Genomic DNA, 17,635 nt, shown 5'->3' with positions numbered 1-17,635 from the left:
CGGGGGCTTTCGCCTTTGTTCGCGGTGGTGGTTTACAGTTCGGGGCGTGAGACGGAAGGTTCTCGTGGTGTCGGGCGTATTCGCGGCCGCGGCGGTGTTGTTGGCGGCGCCCGCGCAGGCCGCGCCGGGGATGTTCCGCGTCGACGGGCGGGATTACGCGACCTCGCCCGGCTGCGTGACGGTGCGGACGGTCCCCTACCGACTGAATATCGTCAACGACAGTGCGACCCGGGCCCGCGTATACCTGCTGCCCGGCTGCCGCGGCGGGGTCACCAGAGTGGTCGACGCGGGGCGCCAGGCGCACCCGTTCGGCGCCTCCGTACTCCTCGGCTGAGCCGGGCGCTCATTCGCCGATCGAGAATCCGGCCTCGAGTTCGGCCCGCGAATACGACTTGAACGCGATGTGGGTGTCGGTCCGCAGCACACCGGGCGTCTTGTTGATCCGCCCGGTCACCACCTCGGCGATCTGCCCGTGATCGCGCACCCGCACCAGCGCGATGAGGTCGACATCGCCCGCGCACGAATACACCTCGGCCACGCCTTCGAGATCGGCCAGCGCCTGCGCGGTCTCGGGAATGCGGGCGACCTCGGCATGGATCAATACGATCGCGGTAATCATGGCGCTGAGTCTATTGATCCGCCCGGCCCGCCCGCGCGCGACTGCGGCGCAATGTCGGTATGGGCGGCGGATTCGGCGCGCTGGGCCCAGGACAGCCAGGGGCCCGCGCCGAACCGGGGTTCGTGATAACCGTCGGTGGTGCGGACGATGCGGGTGCCGGGCTGAGTGAGCCAGCGAATGATGACGGCCGTTTCCTCCGGGGGCGCGCCGCGCAGGGGCGGGTGCGGATCGGGCGGAATGACGGTTTCGGCTGCGGCGACGAGTTTCTCGACGACGGCCATCGGCGCGATGCCGCGCGCGGCGGTGCCCGCGGCGGCGAGGCGGCCGTAGCGGACGACGGCGAATTCCCAGCCGCCCGCGCCGTCGGAACGGGCGGCGATCAATTCGGCGAGGCGGGCCAGGGCCGCGAGGCGCTGGGTGCGGCGCAACGCGCGGACGACGGTGACCATGCGATCGCGCAGGCGGGCCGCGGCCTCGAAACTCTCCGCGGCGGCAAGGGTTTCGATGCGGTCCCGCATGGTGCGCAGGGGCGCGTCGCCCGCGCCGGTGAACAGGTCGCGGACCAAGCGGGGCGCATTCGCGTATTCGGTCGTATCCAGCAGTCGTCCCGAGGCGCTCGCGGGGCAGCCGCCGACCACGGCCGGCGGGCAGTCGGCGCCGTGCCGCCCGCCGCGGGGGATGCGCGCGGCACAGGTGCGCAGGCCGCAGTGTTCGGCGACGATGGCGGCGACCTCGGCGGCATCGGCGCGGGAGTTGAACGGGCCCAGCGCATCCGGGGCGGGGGTGCGGGTGACGGCGAAGCGGGGGAACGGCTCGTCGGTGAGGGTGAGCCACCAGACCCGCTTCGGGAACTTCGAGCGGCGGTTGTAGGGCGGGGTGTGCGCGATCAGCAGTCGCAGTTCCCGCACGCCCGCCTCGAGGCCGTGCGCGCAGGGCACATGATCGACCCGGGTCGCCAGGGCCACCATTTCCCGCATGCGGGTTCGGGTTTCGGAGCCGGTGAAGTAGTTGCGCACGCGGCGGCGCAGATTCACGGCCGTCCCTATATATAGGACCTCCTCGGAGGGGCCGCGGAACAGATAGACGCCGGGGCCGGTCGGCAGGTCGGCGGCCAGGAAGCGTTTGGAGCGCTGGCGTCTGCTCACCTCGGGGAGATAGTCGACGAGTTCGGTGAGGCTGTGCACGCCCTGATTGCCGACCCGCTCGATCAGCGCGTGCAGCACGTCGACGGTGGCGCGGGCGTCGTCGAGGGCGCGGTGGGTGGGCGTGGTGCGCGCGCCGAGAATCCGTGCCAGAGCGGACAGCCGTACGGTCGGCGTCTCGTCGCGGGGCAGGATGCGCCGGGCCAGCCGCACGGTGCACAGCACCTGGAAGGTGGGCCAGGCGATCTCGCAGCGGGCCGCGGCGGCCGCGAGGAAGCCGGTGTCGAAGCGGGCGTTGTGGGCGACCAGCACCGCGCCCGCGGCGAATTCGACGAATCCCGGCAGCACCGCCTCGATGCGCGGTGCGTCTCGGACCATCGCGGTGGTGATGCCGGTGATCTGGACGATCTGCGGCGGGATCGGGCGGCCGGGATCGACGAGCGTGGCGAATTCGCCGATCACCTCGCCCCCGCGCACCTTCACCGCGCCGATCTCGGTGATCGCATCGCCGTCGGGACTGCCGCCCGTGGTTTCCAGGTCGACCACGACGAAGGTGGTGTCGTAGAGCGGGGTGTCGAGCTCGTCGAAGGCCAGCTGGGCCGCCGTGGTCTGGGGCACGCCGAGCAGCGTAGGGGGAGGGTCCGACAAGTTACGGCCGTGGCATTAACGGGTGCGGCTGTCCGAATTACACACAAATGTGTCCAGGGTCACATTGATTCATTTTCCGGATCAATCCGGGGGTTCGGCCGTCCGGCGGTCTCGTGGGAGTCACCGCCGCGACCGTGATCGTTAACAAGATGGAAACTGATCGGTCGTTTCCGTGCCGGAAGGCTCGTGCCCACGTGCCGATTTCCCGTTAAGTCGCACCTTCAAACACTCGCGGGCCGCCCGGGTTGACGCCTCGGTGTTCGCCGGGAAACCCCCAGGTCGGAGCCCTTCGTTATTTATTCGTGATCGCTGTGAGATATGTCGCAAGTTGGAAGGGTGGCGGATGTCGGCGGACCCGTTTTTGATGTCCGCCGCTTTACAACACACCGTTATGCGCTCGTAATCTTTTCGAGACCTCACGGAGTTCGACGCACCACCGGGTGCGGCGTCGTGAGGCAGATGAGGAGTACCGCATCATGGCGATCAAGCGACAGGTCCTGGGGCTGCATCGCACCGCCCATCGGGCCGTTGCGGCGGGAGCCGTTGGAGCCGCCACCCTCAGCGCCCTACTGCTGCCGGCCGCGCCCGCCTCGGCGGCACCGGTCACCGTTCCGGGCATCGGGAACTTCGAGGTGCCCGATCAGATCCTGGCCCAGATTCCGCCGGGCGCCATCCCGGCCGACATCCTGCCCCCGGGCTTCCAGATCCCGGGCGTCACTCCGCCGGCCGCGCCGATCGAGACCGTCGGCAAGCGGGCCGTGGACGCCGCGATGAGCAAGCTCGGCGCGCCCTACGTGTACGGCGCCGCCGGCCCGAACGCCTTCGACTGCTCGGGCCTGGTGCAGTGGTCCTACGAGCAGGCCGGCCTGGAACTGCCGCGCACCAGCTACGCGCAGCTCGACGCGGGCGCCCCGGTCTCGCTGGACGATCTGCGGCCGGGCGATGTGATCTCGTTCTACGGCGGCAGCCACTCGGGTCTGTACGTGGGCGACGGCAACGTCATCCACGCCGCCACCTCCGGTCAGCCGGTCGCCATCGCGGCCATGTCCTCGATGCCCATCGCGGGAGCCCGTCGCTACTGAAACTTTCGGTCATATGGGACGGCGGCCGTGATCATTTTGTGGCCTGCTGGACACGCACGGCCGCCATTCCGTAACCTGATCGAGACCTTCGGCAGGACCAGCTCGGATACCGCGGAAACGGGGCACGGCAGGCAGTGACAGCGCAGCGTCGCAACAACAGAACCAGACGCCTGGTCGGCGGATCGTTGGCCATGGGCGTCCTGATGTTCGGGATGCCCATCCACGGGGCCATCGCCGATCCGGCCGCCGCGCCCAGCAGCGCGAGCGACGCGGTGGGGAAACTCATCGATCTGTCCCATCAGTCCGAGCAGCTCAACGAGCAGGCCCTCGCCGCGCAGCAGGATCTCGACGGCAAACAGGCCGTCTCCCGCGACGCCGATGCGAAACTGGCCGGCGCGACCCAGGTGGTGGACGCGGCGCTGGCCGAGGTCCGCAAGTATCAGCCCGCGGTCGACCGCACCGCGATCGCGGCCTATCAGGGCGCGCGCACCAATCGGTTGTTCTCCGTGCTGGTCAGCGATTCGCCCCAGCAGTTGCTCGATCAGATGTCGACCCTGGACGTGCTGTCCACGCAGACGCAGGATCAACTCGCGCAGTTCAAGAAGGCGAGCGACGCCGCCACCTCCGCGCAGACCACCGCCCGCACCGCCGCCGACGCCGCGCGCGATGCCTCGCAGAAGGCCGATCAGGTGCGCGCGGATCTGGAACGCAAACGCGCCGATCTGCAGGGCGCGATCGCGCAGGTGATCCAGGCGTGGGGCTCGCTGTCCGCGGGCGATAAGTCCTCGCTGGCCGGGGCGCTGTTTCCGGCCGGATTCGACCGTGACACCCTGTTGCGCGGATTGGTGCCCGGCAGCGGGACCAGTGCGCTGGCGGCCGGGCTCACCCGGGTCGGCGACCCCTATGTGTGGGGTGCCACCGGTCCGGATCAGTTCGACTGTTCCGGCTTGGTGCAGTGGGCATTTCACCACGTCGGCATCGATCTGCCGCGCACCAGTCAGGCACAGGCCACGGTCGGTACTCCCGTCGACAAGAACAACTTGCAACCCGGAGATGTGGTCTTCTTCTATTCGGACGCTTCGCATGTGGGAATCTATGCGGGCAACGGCTTGATCCTGCACGCCTCGACCTTCGGTGTTCCGGTCCAGGTGGCGCCGATGGGCTCGACCCCGTTCCACTCGGCGCGTCGCTATTGGATCGGTATGCCGTAACACGACCGAGGTGAGGATGAACGCGCTCGAGCGGGTCCGTACTTGGTTGACGGCACGGCGGCGGTTCGAATTCGTCGCTACCGTCGCCACGGTGATCGCCTTGACGGCCATCACCGGTGCATTGGTGCTCCTACCGAAATCGGCGCTGCCGAAGATGCGGCCCGAGCCGGCGGCGGCGCAGTTCGCCGCGCCCGCGCTGCCGGCCGATCCACAGCTGGCGGAGGTGCGCCGGGTCATGGAGTCCTATGGTCCCGTTGTCGCACAGCAGGTTTCGGGTGAGGACGGGCAGCTGTCGGTGGTGTTCGGCCATCCGTATCAGCGCGGCGATGTGGATACCCTCGCGCATGAGATCGGCCCGGCCGTCGACTCGGTGACCGCGCTGTGGGGGCCGGACTGGTCGCGCGCGGCGGTGGTCGTGGTCGCGTCCTCGTCCGCCGAATTCGCGGCGCTGACGCATGCGACCGGACCGGTGTCCAGCGAGGTGGCCGCGGCCTCGGTCTCGGATCCGTTCCTGCCCGGCCACCGGCCCACGGGTCAGCGGGTGGTGTTCGCCGCCGATGCGGGACGCCGTCTGGGCACCGACGGATTGCGGGATACGTTGCGCCACGAGCTGACTCATGTGGCGGCCCGCGCGCAGACCATCGACGGTTCTCCGCAGTGGATGCTCGAGGGCTTCGCCGAATACTCCGCCCATCGCGGCGAACAGAGCAGCGTCGCCCAGCTCGCCCCGACCCTCACCGCCCGCGCCCGCTCCGGTGTCCTGCCCACCGACCTCCCCGCCGACGCCGACTTCGCCCCCACCGCCCGCAACAACGCCGCCCTCGCCTACGAACAGGCCTGGTCCGCGAATGCCTTCACCGCCACCCAATTCGGCGAACCCAAACTCGTGGACCTCTACCACCGCCTGGCCACCGGCCCCCAGACCCAGCCCACCCTCGACAACGCCCTCCACGACACCCTCGGCATCGGCCACACCACCTTCGTCACCCAGTGGCGCGACTGGATCAAGACCCATACCGCCTGACCCTTGCCCGGACTTCGTCCGGGCAAGGGACTGAGGGGCTTGGTCCAGCAAGGGACCGAGGGGCTTGGTCCAGCAAGGGACCGAGGGGCTTGGCCCAGCAAGGGACCGAGGGGTCCGGCCCAAGCAAAGACGGGGAGAGCTCTCGTCCCTTGTCTCGGCGCGCGGCGCCGGGGCAAGGGTTGGGGTGCACGGGGTTTCGGGGCGGGCTGGGGTGGGAATCGGGGGGCGGTGGGGCGGCAATAGACTTCCCGCATGGCTCGCACCCTGCTGGTTACCAACGACTTTCCGCCGCGGCCCGGGGGGATTCAGTCGTATTTGCATGCGCTGGCGATGCAGTTGCCGGCGGATGAGTTGGTGGTGTATGCGCCGCGGTGGCGGGGGGACAGCCATGTGAAATTCGATGCCGAGCAGCCGTTTCAGGTGGTGCGGCATCCGACGACGCTGATGGTGCCGACGCCGCTGGTGTTGCGGCGGGCGGCGAAGCTCGTGCGCGACGAGCGGTGCGACACCGTATGGTTCGGGGCCGCGGCGCCGCTGGCGCTGCTGTCGCCGCTGCTGCGGCGCGCGGGCGCGGAGCGGATCGTGGCCAGTACGCACGGGCATGAGGTCGGCTGGTCGATGCTGCCCGCGGCCCGGCAGGCGCTGCGGGTGATCGGCGATCACACCGATGCGATCACCTATGTCAGCAAGTACACCCGGCGACGGTTCTCCGCGGCGTTCGGCCCGCGGGCCGGGCTCGAGTATCTGCCGCCCGGCGTCGACACCGAGGTGTTCCGCCCGGATCCGGCGGCGCGGGCAGAACTGCGCGCCCGCTACGGGCTGGGGGACCGGCCGACCGTGCTGTGCCTGTCGCGGCTGGTTCCGCGCAAGGGGCAGGACATGTTGATCATGGCCATGAGCGAGATCAAGAAACGCGTCGACGGCGCGGTCCTGGTCATCGCCGGAAGCGGGCCGTACGAGGACAAGCTGCGCGGGTTGGCCGCGGCACTGGATCTGGCCGACGACGTGATCTTCACCGGCCGCGTGCCCGCCGCCGAACTGGCCGCCCACCACACCATCGCCGATGTCTTCGCGATGCCGTGCCGCACCCGCGGCGCGGGCCTGGACGTCGAGGGCCTGGGCATCGTCTTCCTGGAGGCGTCGGCGACCGGAGTTCCGGTGGTGGCGGGCAATTCCGGTGGCGCACCGGAGACCGTGCGGGAGGGCCGCACCGGCACCGTCGTCGACGGCCGTTCGCAACAGCAGATCACCGACGCCATCGTCACCCTGCTCTCGGATCCCGAGACCGCCGCGGGCCTGGGCGCCGCGGGCCGCGACTGGGTGAGCGAACACTGGCGCTGGGACGTGCTCGGCGCCCGGCTGGGCGAACTGCTCGACGGGACTGTGCGATCGGGCAGCGAGGGGTTCTCGAGATAGGCTCGGCGGCATGAGCGGTCAGGGCCCGGAGGCGGCAGCGAAGCGTAACCACGCAGGGCCCAGAGCTCATGCCGAGATTGGACACAGCATGAGCGGTCAGGGCCCGGAGGCGGCAGCGAAGCGTAACCACGCAGGGCCCAGAGCTCATGCCGAGAATAGGCACAGCATGAGCGGTCAGGGCCCGGAGGCGGCAGCGAAGCGTAACCACGCAGGGCCCAGAGCTCATGCCGGAAATGGGCAGGACATGAGCGGGAACGAGGGCCGGGCATGAGTTCGATTCAGGTCGCCGACCAGACGTTCGTCGCCGCCTCGGGGATCGAGGTCGCGGCGGTGCTGGCCGATCGCGACCGCTGGCGGCGCTGGTGGCCGGAGCTGACGCTCGAGGTCCGAGAAGACCGGGCCGACAAGGGAATTCGCTGGACCATCGGTGGCCCGCTGACCGGGACCATGGAGGTCTGGCTGGAATCCTGCCTGGACGGAGTGATCCTGCACTACTTCCTGCACGCCGAACCGTGGAATGCCGCCCGGATGTCGCCGCGCGCGTTGCTGGCCGCCAATCGGGAGCGGCGGGTGGCGGGCCGGAAGATGTCGTTCGAGGTGAAGGCGCTGCTCGAGGCCGGGCGTCCGGCGGGCGTCACCCCAGTGCCCGTGCCCTGATTGTCGGAAACCGTTGTCCCGCAGCCGGAAAGGAAACGCTGCCAGCCATGGCCGACCGGACCCAGAGGTCGATCATCATCGACGCCGCATCGGATCGGGTGATGGCCGTCATCGCCGACCTCGGGTCGTACCCGGAGTGGGTGGCGGCGGCGCGGTCGGTGGAGGTGCTCGACAAGTTCCCCGACGGCCGGGCCCGGACCGCGCGATTCATCCTCGACGCCGGCGTGGTCAAGGACACCTACGTGCTGTCCTACACCTGGCGGCCCGACGGTAAGGCGGTGACCTGGCAGTTGGTCACCGGTGATCTGCAGAAGGCGCAGGACGGCACCTACGAGCTGATCGACCAGCCCGACGGCACCACCCAGGTGATCTATGAACTGACCGTCGACCTGACGATCCCGATGATCGGCATGTTCAAACGCAAGGCCGAGAAGGTGATCACCGACACGGCGCTCAAGGAACTCAAGAAACGGGTCGAAGGCTGACACGTCTGGAGCTGTTCATCGGCAAGGGCGGGGTGGGTAAGACGACCCTGGCCTGTGCCACGGCCATGTCCTACGCGCACTCCGGACAGCGGGTCCTGATCGCCTCGATGGACCAGGCCCACTCCCTCGGCGACGCACTCGGATTCCGCTTCCCACACGATCCGGGCACGGTCGCCGGAATCACCTCGATCCTGCCCGGATTGGATGTCATCGAGATCGATTCCCTTGCGCTGCTGGAGGATCGCTTCCGTGACGCCGTGCGGGTGCTGGCGGGTGCGGGCCACGAGCACGGCATCGATCTGGCCGCGCTGGATCCGGCCGAGCTGACCGGCCTGCCCGGCGTGCAGGAACTGTTGATGCTCATCGAGATCGCCGACTTCGCCGACGAGGACGATTGGGACGTCATCGTCGTGGACTGCCCGCCCTCGGCCGATATGTTGCGCATCATCACCGCGCCCGACACCCTGCTCGGCTATCTGGATCGCCTCTGGCCCGCGCATGCCCGGGCGCTCAGCGTCGCCGGACCCGATCTGCGCCGGATCGTGCTGGCCACGACGGTCGAGCGCATCGCCGCGGCCGTGCGGTCGGTGCGCGATCTGCTGGCCGATCATGCGCGCACGGGCGCACACCTGATCACCGGGCCCGAACGGGTCGCCGTCGCCGAATCCGCGCGAATGCGCTCGGCCGCGGCGTTGCTCGGGCTGCGACTCGACGATGTCGTGGTGAACAAGGTGCTTCCCGAAGTCCCCGAAACCGGCGCCGAACATCCCGCGGCGCGCTGGTATCTCGATCGCCGCGCCGAACAACTCGACATGATCGCCGACCTGCGCCGCCGACTGTCCGGCGTGCCGGTGATCGTCGCCCCGCACAGCGGTCCGGAGCCGATCGGCCCGACCGCGCTGCAGGCGTTGGCGCGGCTGGTGGATTCGCGCGCTAACCGGGTAGTTCCCGGGGCAGACCCTATGCTTGGCGACGAAGCGAATACCGGGCCCGCCCGGGCCGGCGCGCCGAGCGTACAGCTGGAATCGGGCGCGGGCCTGCACTCGGTGTTCACCCTGCGAATGCGGCTGCCCGTGGTCGACCCGGCGACGCTGCGACTGGGACGAGTGGAGGACGATTTGATCGTGGGAGCGGACGGGGTCCGGCGCCGCCTGCCACTGGCGCCGGTATTGCGGCGATGCACGGTCGACGGCGCCGAACTCGACGGTGAACAACTGGTCGTGCGTTTCCGCCCGGACCCCGAGGTGTGGCCGCGATGACCGCCGCCGACCAGGACCGGCACGAGGATCATCTGGGCGAATTCGCCGAGGAACTGCGGTTGCTGGCCGAGGCTGTACTGGAACGGGTCGAGCCGGTGCTGCGCCGCGCCGCGGCCGAGGGCCGCGCCGACTGGGATGGCTGCAGCTGGTGTCCGATCTGCGCGGCGGCCGCGCTGGTGCGCGGGGAGCATCACGACGTGGTGGCCGCGATCGCCGAGAACGGCACCGCGATCGTGACCGTGCTGCGCGAGGCGCTGGCTGGGGTTCCGGTCGATCCGGTGATGCCCACCGACTTCGATCCCGATGCGCCACAGCGGAATTCGCCGTCGACGGGCGGCGGCGCCGATAGCGGGGGCGATGCGGATGATTCGCCCGCGGGGGACCCTGGCACGATGGGCGGAGTGTCCGACCCCTCCGACAACTCCGCGGCTGCGGACCGCCGCACCGGCGAGCCGAACCGCGCCGGCGGTAAGTCCGCGCTCGCCGCGGCCCTGCTCGGCGCCGTCACCAGCCGCACCGTGACCGCCTCGGTCCGCCGATCCCGGCCACAAGCGGGCCGGGACCCGTCGGGATTCGATGCGCCCGGGCCGCGTGCGGGATTCGATGCGCCCGGGCCGCGTGCGGAATCCGGTGCGTCCGGGTCGCGTGCGGGAACCGGTGCGTCCGGCCCGCGCACGGGAGCCGGTCCGCGCACCGGCGGTCGTCCGGGGTATGTCTCGATTCCGGTGCAGATCAACCGATGACGACGCGGATCGGGCGGGAGGCGCCCCTGACCGTCGGAATCGATGTGGGCGGCACCAACATTCGCGCGTCGGTGGTCGACGGCGCGGGTGAGGTGCTCGATTCGGTGCAGGCGGCCACCCCGCATTCCGAGCAGGCGCTCGAGGACGGCCTCGAACGCGCCGTGCGCGAACTGTGCGGCCGCCACGAGATCGGCGCGGTCGGACTGGCCGTGGCCGGATTCGTCGACGAGACCCGCTCCTCGGTGCGATTCGCTCCGCATCTGCCGTGGGAGGACACCCCGGTCGCGGATCGCCTCAGCGAGCGGCTGGGCCTGCCGGTGATCCTGGAACACGATGCCAACGCCGCGATGTGGGCGGAGTACCGCTTCGGCGCGGCGGCCGGGGCGCATAACGGCGTCCTGGTCGCGATCGGCACCGGCATCGGCGCGGCGCTCCTGGTCGGCGGCGAGCTGTATCGCGGAAGTTACGGCGTGGCACCGGAATTGGGGCATCTGCAGGTGGTCCCGCACGGGCGTGCCTGCCCCTGTGGGAAGCGTGGCTGCTGGGAACGCTATTGCAGCGGAACGGCTCTGGTCGACACCGCGATCGAGATGCTGGCCACCGATCCGGCGCGCTCGACGGTGCTGGCGCGCGAGGTGTTTCGCGATGCGGGTTCGCTGACCGGTCGGCGGGTGGCCGGGGCCGCACAGGACGGCGATCCGGTCGCGCTGCGGGTGCTGGCCGATTTCGCCCGATGGCTCGGACTGGGATTGGCGTTCGTGAGCGATATCTTCGATCCGGATCTGATCGTGATCGCCGGCGGGGTGAGCTCGTCGGCCGCGCTGTTCCTCGATGATGCGCGCGACCATTACGCGGCCGCGATCACCGGGGCGCGGCATCGACCGCTGGCCCGCATCCGCACCACACAACTGGGTGAGGCGGCCGGCATGATCGGCGCGGCGGAGCTGGCGCGAGCGGCGTTGGCGCCGGAGCGATCCGGTGATCGGCGCACCGCCAAGACCCCGGCGAGCCGCCGGACGAAGTCCGCCGCGGGCCGTGCGGCGAAGGCCGCGGCGACCCCGGACGGTAAGGCGGGCGCGCACCGGTGACGGTGTGGCGCGCGACGCCTGTGAAATCCTCATGCGGGCTTGGTCACAACTCGTTACCGGCGGTAGAGTCGGCAGCGGACGGTGGTGCCTGCGCAACGAGGCCGGTCCCGGGAATGCTCACAGGGGAAAGGACGCGATGTTCTACTGGCTGCTGAAGTTCGTGCTGGTCGGGCCATTCATCCATCTGTACAACCGACCCAAGGTCGAAGGGGTGGAGAATATCCCGGCCGGAGGCGCAGCCATCCTCGCCGGTAACCACCTCTCGTTCACCGACTGGTTGTTCACCCCCCTGGCCAGTCCGCGCCGGATCACGTATCTGGCCAAGGCCGAATACTTCACCACCCCGGGCCTCAAGGGCCGCCTGCAGAAGTTCTTCTTCGGCGGCACCGGTCAGTACCCGATCGATCGCAGCGGCGCCTCGGCCGCCGAGGACGCACTCGACACCGCGCGCAAACTCCTGAAGGAGGGCCGCCTCGTCGAGCTGTATCCGGAGGGCACCCGCTCGCCCGACGGGCGGCTGTACAAGGGCAAGACCGGTGTGGCGCGCCTCGCGCTGGAGACCGGCGTCCCGGTGATCCCGGTGGCGCTGATCGGTACCTACGAGGTCTGCCCGCCCGGACCGTTCCGCTGGCGCCGCCAGCGGGTGACCGTGAAATTCGGTAAGCCCATCGACTTCTCGCGCTACGAGGGCATGGGCGGCAACCGTTTCGTCGAGCGCGCCGTCACCGACGAGATCATGTACGAGCTCATGCGGATGTCGGGCCAGGAGTACGTCGACGTCTACGCCGCGAGCCTCAAGAAGGCCATCCCGGCCGGCGCCCGCCCCGAGGCCGAACGCATCCCGGAGACCATCGCCAGCTGAGCCCCTCAGCTCACAATGGTTCCGGGCGTCCTTCAGCTCACAATGGTTCCGGGCGCCCTTCAGCTCACAATGGGCCCCGGCCCGCTTTTGGCCGGGGCCTGCCGCCGCCGGAACGCCTCGATCGCCTCGAACTTCGCCAGATTGTGCCTCGCATCGGCCAGCGCGTCGTGCGCATCGGCCGGAACCGGCGGCAGCTGCGGACGCCCGAACATCTCCCAATGCTGGCGCAGCTCATTGGTATACCGCGGCATCGTCGAGGGCAGATCGACCATCGAACCCCACAGCTGGCACAGCGCCACATGATCGTAGGCGCCTACCCACGCCCACAGCTCCGGTTCCACGGTCGGGCGCGGCAGGAAGAAGCGGTAGAGCTCCTCGCGGATCTGCTCGCGACCGCGCCACAGCGGTGAGGCGGGGGAGGGCAGCTTGGGCAGCACATTGCGCCGCACCCACGGGCCCGCCTTATCCGGATCGAATCCCGTTGAGACCGCGTAGTATTCGCGCCCATCCTCACAGACCACGCCGATCGAGACCAGATCGATGACCACCCCGTCCTCGATGAATTCGCAATCATAAAAGTATCGGAGCGCGATCGGTCTTCTCCTCGTCTGCGGTCGCGCCGATGACCGCGCACCGGCACGACGGATGATGGTTCCGGCGGTCGACCCGAGAGTACGGACGTACCGGACCCGCCTCGTTCACCGGCCCCCATACCTCCGGGTTACCCACCGTGCGCTATGGGTCACTATCCTGAACGGGTGAACTGGACCGTCGACGTACCGATCGACCGCTTGCCGGAACTGCCTCCGTTGCCCGCCGAGCTGCGTCGGCGCCTGGACGATGCCCTGTCCCGTCCGGCCCTGCAGCAGCCCTCCTGGGATCCCGAGCTGGCCGGCAAGATGCGTACCGTACTCGAGAGCGTGCCGCCGATCTGCGTGCCCGCCGAGGTCGAGGAGCTGCGGCAGCGGCTCGCCGAGGTGGCGCGCGGCGAGGCCTTCCTCATCCAGGGCGGCGACTGCGCGGAGACCTTCGCCGACAACACCGAACCGCATATCCGCGGCAATATCCGCACCCTGCTGCAGATGGCGGTCGTGCTCACCTACGGCGCGAGCCTGCCGGTGGTCAAGGTGGCCCGCATCGCCGGCCAGTACGCCAAACCCCGGTCCTCGGACACCGATTCGCTCGGGCTGAAGTCCTACCGCGGCGATATGATCAACTCCCTGGTCGCCGAAGGCGGTCTGCGCGAACACGATCCGTCGCGACTGGTCCGCGCCTACGCCAACGCCAGCGCCGCGATGAATCTGGTGCGCGCCCTGACCGGCGCCGGCATGGCCGATCTGCACAAGGTGCACGACTGGAACCGCGACTTCGTCGCCCAGTCCCCGGCCGGGGCCCGCTACGAGCAGCTGGCCGAGGAGATCGATCGCGGCCTGGCGTTCATGAACGCCTGCCGCGTTCAGGATCCGAGCCTGCAGGCCGCCAAGATCTACGCCAGCCACGAGGCGCTGGTGCTCGACTACGAGCGGGCCATGCTGCGCCTGGGCGAGAACGCCGCGGGCGAGCCGGCGCTCTACGATCTGTCGGCGCACTTCCTGTGGATCGGCGAGCGCACCCGCCAGATCGACGGCGCGCATATCGCCTTGGCCGAACTGCTGGCCAATCCGATCGGCCTGAAGATCGGCCCGTCCACCACCCCGGAGCTCGCGGTCGAATACGTCGAGCGGCTCGATCCCAACAACGAGGCCGGCCGACTCACCCTGGTCGCCCGGATGGGCAACCACAAGGTGCGCGACACGCTGCCCCCGATCATCGAAAAGGTCCAGGCCACCGGACATCAGGTGATCTGGCAGTGCGATCCCATGCACGGCAACACCCACGAATCCTCCACCGGGTACAAGACCCGCCACTTCGACCGCATCGTCGACGAGGTGCAGGGTTTCTTCGAGGTGCATCACGCACTGGGCACCCATCCCGGCGGCCTGCATATCGAGCTGACCGGTGAGAACGTCACCGAATGCCTCGGCGGCGCACAGGACATCTCCGATCTGGACCTCGAGGACCGCTACGAGACGGCCTGCGATCCGCGCCTGAACACCCAGCAGTCGCTGGAGTTGGCGTTCCTCGTCGCCGAGATGCTGCGGTGACGGTCGACGAGTTGAACGTCGTCTTCCGGGCCGAGGACACCCGGCGGGTCGGTCCGGCGGACCGCACCATCCTGCGGCTGCTGCGCGATCGCGACCGCGACGGGGTGCCCTCGGAGGTCGTGCTGCACGACGGCAGCCGGCTGCTGATCTTCAACATCTCCTGGGGCTACGACCCGCACGCGGCGTCGGCTCAGGTCACCACGAATATCAGCCCGGCCATGGGCGGTGCGCCCGTCGACGTGTTCACCACGGCCGCGGTGGTGGCGATCAACGATCCGGAGACGGGTGCGCCATTGCTGGCGATCGCGTGATCCAGATCACCAGGGTCAAATGGTTGCTGAACGGTTGCTGATTTGGAATCCCTGAACTAGTTTCGGTTTATACCCGTTGTTCGCGTGACGGGCTCTAAGCGGGATCTGTTCTGGGAGGCCTGATGAAGAGGGTATCGGTAGCCGGAGAATTGCGAATGGCTCCCGCCCGTGCCGCGACGCCATTGGCGAGCCACGAGTTCACGATGGACGGTGTGCCGGTGACGGTCGTGATCGATCGTCCGGAAGTCGATCTGGCCGGAATCGCCTGGCGCTGCCGGGTTCGGGTGCTGCGTGGCCCCGGCCGAATCGAGCAGTCGCAGGTCGTCGGCGCGAGTTCCCGCGCGGTCCTGCAGCAGGCTCTGGATCTCGTCTCGTCCCGATTGGGGATCAGCGAGGCCGATCTGCTGGGCGATGCGACAGTCGGACTGGCGGCTCGTTAGAACGGCAGCACCGTCAGCGTGACGGTGGCGCCCGGTTCGACCGCGGATCCCCCGAACGGGGTCTGCACGCGGACGGTGCCGCGATCGTTGCTGAAGACGGTGTTGAGCACCACCTTCAGGCCCATGCCCTCCAATTGGGCGCGGGCGGAGGCGGCGGTCATGCCGGTCACATCGGGCACCTGCACGGCATCGGAGACGATCAGCGCGACCGTCTGACCCGACAGGACGCTCTGCCCGGCGGCCGGATCGGTGCCGATCACCTGGCCTGTCTTGATCTTCGGATCGAATTGGGTCCGGGTGTCCGCGATGGTGAGCCCGGCCCTCTGCAGCGACGAGGTCGCCTCCTCGACGGACTTACCGCGCACATCGGGCAGCCGCACCGGTTGAGATCCCTTGCTGCGCACCACCTTCACCGCCGCGCCGGTGGGAAGCACCGTGCCGGGTTTCGGATCAAGCTGCGCCACAGTGCCTTTGGGGGCGGTGTTGGCCGTCTCGCCGCCGTTGACCGGTTGCAGTCCGGCATCGCGGATCAGCTGTTCGACGGCGCTCACGTCCTGGCCCGGCTGGAACTGCGGCACCTGCGGCTTCCCGCTGGAGACCAGGATCGACACCGTCGAACCCTTCAGCACGCGGGTGCCCGCGGAGGGATCGGTGCCGACCACGTCGCCGACCGGGATGATATCGGAGGCGCGGTTGCGCACCGCGGTATCGAATCCGGCGTTCTGCAGGGCCGTGGTCGCATGCGCGGTGTCCAGGCCCGCGATCGGCGGCACCGCCGAATACCGCTCCACGCCCAGATACCAGCCGCCGACACCCAGCAGCAGTGCCAGCGCGACCACGATGCCCAGCCAGACCAGCACTCGGCGGCGCGATCGGCCGCGATCGTGGCGGTCGTCGCGATAGGCCGGATGTTGCGGCGGGGGTGGGGATTCGGCGATCGCGGTGTGCCCGTTGGCCTGTGGGAGATGCTGCGTCGCGGTCATCACCCGGGTCGGTTGCGCCAGCGGCGGGCGCTGTTCGGCCAGCCGGGTCGTGGCCTCGGTCGCCGGACGCGGTGCCGGGATCTCCGGGACGCGATAGCGGGCCGAGATATGTTCGGCCGAATCCTTCGGCGCGGGCACCCGATAGTCGGGTAGTCGCAGTTCGGCGGCGATATGGCGCAGCTCCGCGGCCATCGCGTCGGCGTCGGCGAAGCGGTGCGCGGGCTCGCGCGCGGTGGCGCGGGCGATCAGCGCGTCGAATTCCGGCGGCACCCCGGCGATGAAGCGACTGGGGCTGGGCACATCCTTCTCCACCCGCTGATAGGCGATCGACAGCGAGTTGTCGCCGGTGAACGGGGTTCGGCCGGTGAGCATTTCGAAGATCAGGACGCCGAAGGAGTAGACATCGCTGCGCTCGTCGGCGGTGCCGTCGGTGACCTGTTCGGGCGAGAGATAGTGCGCGGTGCCGAGAATCACGCTGGCCGAGGTCATATTGGATCCGGCGACCGCGCGGACCAGGCCGAAGTCGGCGATCTTCACCTCACCGGAATCGGAGATGAGCACATTCTCCGGTTTGACGTCGCGATGGATCAATCCGGCCCGATGCGCCACCCCGATCGCCTCCAGCGCCGGTTCGGCGACCGCGCGGACCGCGTGCGGGGGCATCGGGCCGCGTTCGCGCAACAGCTCGCGCAGCGTGCCGCCCACGACCAGTTCCATGATCAGGAACGGATACTCCCCGTCGATGCCCTGGTCGTACACCGCGACCAGCGAGGGATGCTTCAGTTTGGCCACCGAGCGGGCCTCGAATTCGAACCGGCTCAGGAATTGCGGGTCGCCGGCGAACTTCGGATCCATCACCTTGATGGCGACCGGTCGGTCCAGGCGGGTGTCCACCCCCCGGAACACCATCGACATGCCACCCCGTGCGATCGGCGCATCGATGCGGTAGCGCCCGTCCAGCATCTGGCCGATCAACTGATGTCCTCCGACTTTCACAAAGCTCTCACCTCTCGCTTCGGCCGCGACAAGCGACGCCGCCCCCATGACGGCTCACCCGATGGTATAGGCGGAACTGATGAGGGTGTCTCACGACGGGCCCGGTGCCACCCACTACCGTTATGGATGTGAGTGCATTTCCATGCAGCGACGATGTTGTTCCGAACGCGGTGACCCTGCTCCCGCTCCCCGACGTGGCCGACCTGCTCGGTATCGCGGTGACCAGGGTCCATCAGATGCTGCGCGATCATCAGCTCCTCGCGGTCCGCCGCGAAGGCATAGCCGGGGTACCCAAGGATTTCTTCGACTCCACCGGAGCCGTGGTCAAATTCCTGCCCGGCCTGATCACTGTGATGCGCGACGCAAAGTACACCGACGAGGAAATCCTGGAGTGGATCTACACCGAGGACGAGACGTTGCCGGGCCGCCCGGTCGACGCCCTCCACGGCCCACTCGCGAGAGAGGTTGTCCGCAGGGCGGCCGCGGACCCGTTCTAGCCCTCGCTTCGCTCGGGGACATAGGGGT

General features: G+C 69.1%; 19 protein-coding genes. 15 read left to right on the top strand and 4 right to left on the bottom strand.

Annotated features, from left to right (window positions below; translation table 11 throughout):
* The first annotated feature begins 46 nt into the window (after positions 1-46).
* Positions 47-334 carry a hypothetical protein gene (locus ACIA76_RS31070; protein WP_397156917.1) on the top strand — a complete coding sequence of 96 codons (288 nt, stop codon included), beginning with the start codon at positions 47-49 and terminating at the stop codon, positions 332-334.
* A gap of 9 nt (positions 335-343) precedes the next feature.
* Here the strand turns inward: ACIA76_RS31070 and ACIA76_RS31065 are convergent, their stop codons facing one another.
* Together ACIA76_RS31065 and ACIA76_RS31060 are read right to left on the bottom strand one after the other, a co-directional pair.
* On the bottom strand, positions 344-619 hold the full coding sequence (locus tag ACIA76_RS31065) for an Lrp/AsnC family transcriptional regulator (protein WP_397156915.1): 276 nt from the start codon (positions 617-619) through the stop codon (positions 344-346).
* The gene (locus ACIA76_RS31060) at positions 616-2,379 is read right to left on the bottom strand and encodes a DEDD exonuclease domain-containing protein (RefSeq protein ID WP_397156914.1); all 1,764 of its coding nucleotides are present in this window, start codon (positions 2,377-2,379) and stop codon (positions 616-618) included. The genes ACIA76_RS31065 and ACIA76_RS31060 overlap by 4 nt, the downstream gene beginning before the upstream one ends.
* A 506-nt stretch (positions 2,380-2,885) precedes the next feature.
* Between ACIA76_RS31060 and ACIA76_RS31055 the strand changes: the two genes are divergently transcribed.
* From ACIA76_RS31055 to ACIA76_RS31010, 10 genes are all read left to right on the top strand, one after another.
* Positions 2,886-3,491 carry a C40 family peptidase gene (locus ACIA76_RS31055; protein ID WP_397156912.1) on the top strand — a complete coding sequence of 202 codons (606 nt, stop codon included), beginning with the start codon at positions 2,886-2,888 and terminating at the stop codon, positions 3,489-3,491.
* 191 nt (positions 3,492-3,682) lie between these two features.
* Entirely contained in the window at positions 3,683-4,702 is a 1,020-nt protein-coding gene (locus ACIA76_RS31050; protein ID WP_397157012.1) for an NlpC/P60 family protein, read from the top strand.
* A 16-nt stretch (positions 4,703-4,718) separates the two neighbouring features.
* On the top strand, positions 4,719-5,726 hold the full coding sequence (locus ACIA76_RS31045) for a peptidase MA family metallohydrolase (protein WP_397156910.1): 1,008 nt from the start codon (positions 4,719-4,721) through the stop codon (positions 5,724-5,726).
* Positions 5,727-5,978: 252 nt separating this feature from the next.
* Entirely contained in the window at positions 5,979-7,142 is a 1,164-nt protein-coding gene (locus ACIA76_RS31040; RefSeq protein ID WP_397156908.1) for a glycosyltransferase family 4 protein, read from the top strand.
* Between the two features lie 267 nt (positions 7,143-7,409).
* Positions 7,410-7,799, top strand: a complete 390-nt coding sequence (locus ACIA76_RS31035; protein ID WP_397156906.1) for a polyketide cyclase / dehydrase and lipid transport — start codon at positions 7,410-7,412, stop codon at positions 7,797-7,799.
* Positions 7,800-7,846: 47 nt separating this feature from the next.
* A complete protein-coding gene (locus tag ACIA76_RS31030; protein ID WP_397156904.1) occupies positions 7,847-8,284 on the top strand; it encodes an SRPBCC family protein in 438 nt (145 codons plus the stop codon).
* A 32-nt stretch (positions 8,285-8,316) separates the two neighbouring features.
* Positions 8,317-9,543 carry an ArsA family ATPase gene (locus ACIA76_RS31025; RefSeq protein WP_397156903.1) on the top strand — a complete coding sequence of 409 codons (1,227 nt, stop codon included), beginning with the start codon at positions 8,317-8,319 and terminating at the stop codon, positions 9,541-9,543.
* Positions 9,540-10,286, top strand: a complete 747-nt coding sequence (locus tag ACIA76_RS31020) for a hypothetical protein (RefSeq protein ID WP_397156901.1) — start codon at positions 9,540-9,542, stop codon at positions 10,284-10,286. Before ACIA76_RS31025 ends, ACIA76_RS31020 begins: the two co-directional genes overlap by 4 nt.
* Positions 10,283-11,374 (top strand): ROK family protein, encoded by a 1,092-nt coding sequence (locus tag ACIA76_RS31015; protein WP_397156899.1) that lies wholly within the window; start codon positions 10,283-10,285, stop codon positions 11,372-11,374. Before ACIA76_RS31020 ends, ACIA76_RS31015 begins: the two co-directional genes overlap by 4 nt.
* Before the next feature lie 136 nt (positions 11,375-11,510).
* Positions 11,511-12,236, top strand: a complete 726-nt coding sequence (locus ACIA76_RS31010) for a lysophospholipid acyltransferase family protein (protein ID WP_397156897.1) — start codon at positions 11,511-11,513, stop codon at positions 12,234-12,236.
* A gap of 59 nt (positions 12,237-12,295) precedes the next feature.
* On the opposite strand, the gene ACIA76_RS31005 is transcribed toward ACIA76_RS31010, so the two are convergent.
* Positions 12,296-12,829, bottom strand: a complete 534-nt coding sequence (locus ACIA76_RS31005; RefSeq protein ID WP_397157010.1) for a polyadenylate-specific 3'-exoribonuclease AS — start codon at positions 12,827-12,829, stop codon at positions 12,296-12,298.
* Between the two features lie 165 nt (positions 12,830-12,994).
* On the opposite strand from ACIA76_RS31005, the gene ACIA76_RS31000 reads away from it, so the two are divergent.
* The 3 genes from ACIA76_RS31000 to ACIA76_RS30990 all read left to right on the top strand — a co-directional run bounded on the left by ACIA76_RS31000 (position 12,995) and on the right by ACIA76_RS30990 (position 15,131).
* Entirely contained in the window at positions 12,995-14,380 is a 1,386-nt protein-coding gene (locus tag ACIA76_RS31000) for a class II 3-deoxy-7-phosphoheptulonate synthase (protein WP_397156895.1), read from the top strand.
* Positions 14,377-14,691 carry a hypothetical protein gene (locus ACIA76_RS30995; protein ID WP_397156893.1) on the top strand — a complete coding sequence of 105 codons (315 nt, stop codon included), beginning with the start codon at positions 14,377-14,379 and terminating at the stop codon, positions 14,689-14,691. Before ACIA76_RS31000 ends, ACIA76_RS30995 begins: the two co-directional genes overlap by 4 nt.
* Before the next feature lie 122 nt (positions 14,692-14,813).
* Positions 14,814-15,131 carry a hypothetical protein gene (locus ACIA76_RS30990; protein ID WP_397156891.1) on the top strand — a complete coding sequence of 106 codons (318 nt, stop codon included), beginning with the start codon at positions 14,814-14,816 and terminating at the stop codon, positions 15,129-15,131.
* Here the strand turns inward: ACIA76_RS30990 and pknB are convergent.
* Positions 15,128-17,077 (bottom strand): Stk1 family PASTA domain-containing Ser/Thr kinase, encoded by a 1,950-nt coding sequence (pknB, locus tag ACIA76_RS30985; RefSeq protein WP_397157008.1) that lies wholly within the window; start codon positions 17,075-17,077, stop codon positions 15,128-15,130. The genes ACIA76_RS30990 and pknB overlap by 4 nt on opposite strands.
* A 161-nt stretch (positions 17,078-17,238) precedes the next feature.
* Here pknB and ACIA76_RS30980 point away from each other — a divergent pair, with 161 nt between their 5' ends.
* Positions 17,239-17,607, top strand: a complete 369-nt coding sequence (locus ACIA76_RS30980; RefSeq protein ID WP_397156889.1) for an Rv2175c family DNA-binding protein — start codon at positions 17,239-17,241, stop codon at positions 17,605-17,607.
* The last annotated feature ends 28 nt before the right edge of the window (positions 17,608-17,635 follow it).

Origin of the sequence: Nocardia sp. NPDC051570 (assembly GCF_044454005.1) — a bacterium.
In the GTDB taxonomy this organism is placed as follows: Bacteria; Actinomycetota; Actinomycetes; order Mycobacteriales; family Mycobacteriaceae; genus Nocardia.
Note: the sequence above shows the minus strand (reverse complement) of the source record. Positions and strands in the feature narration are given on the sequence as shown.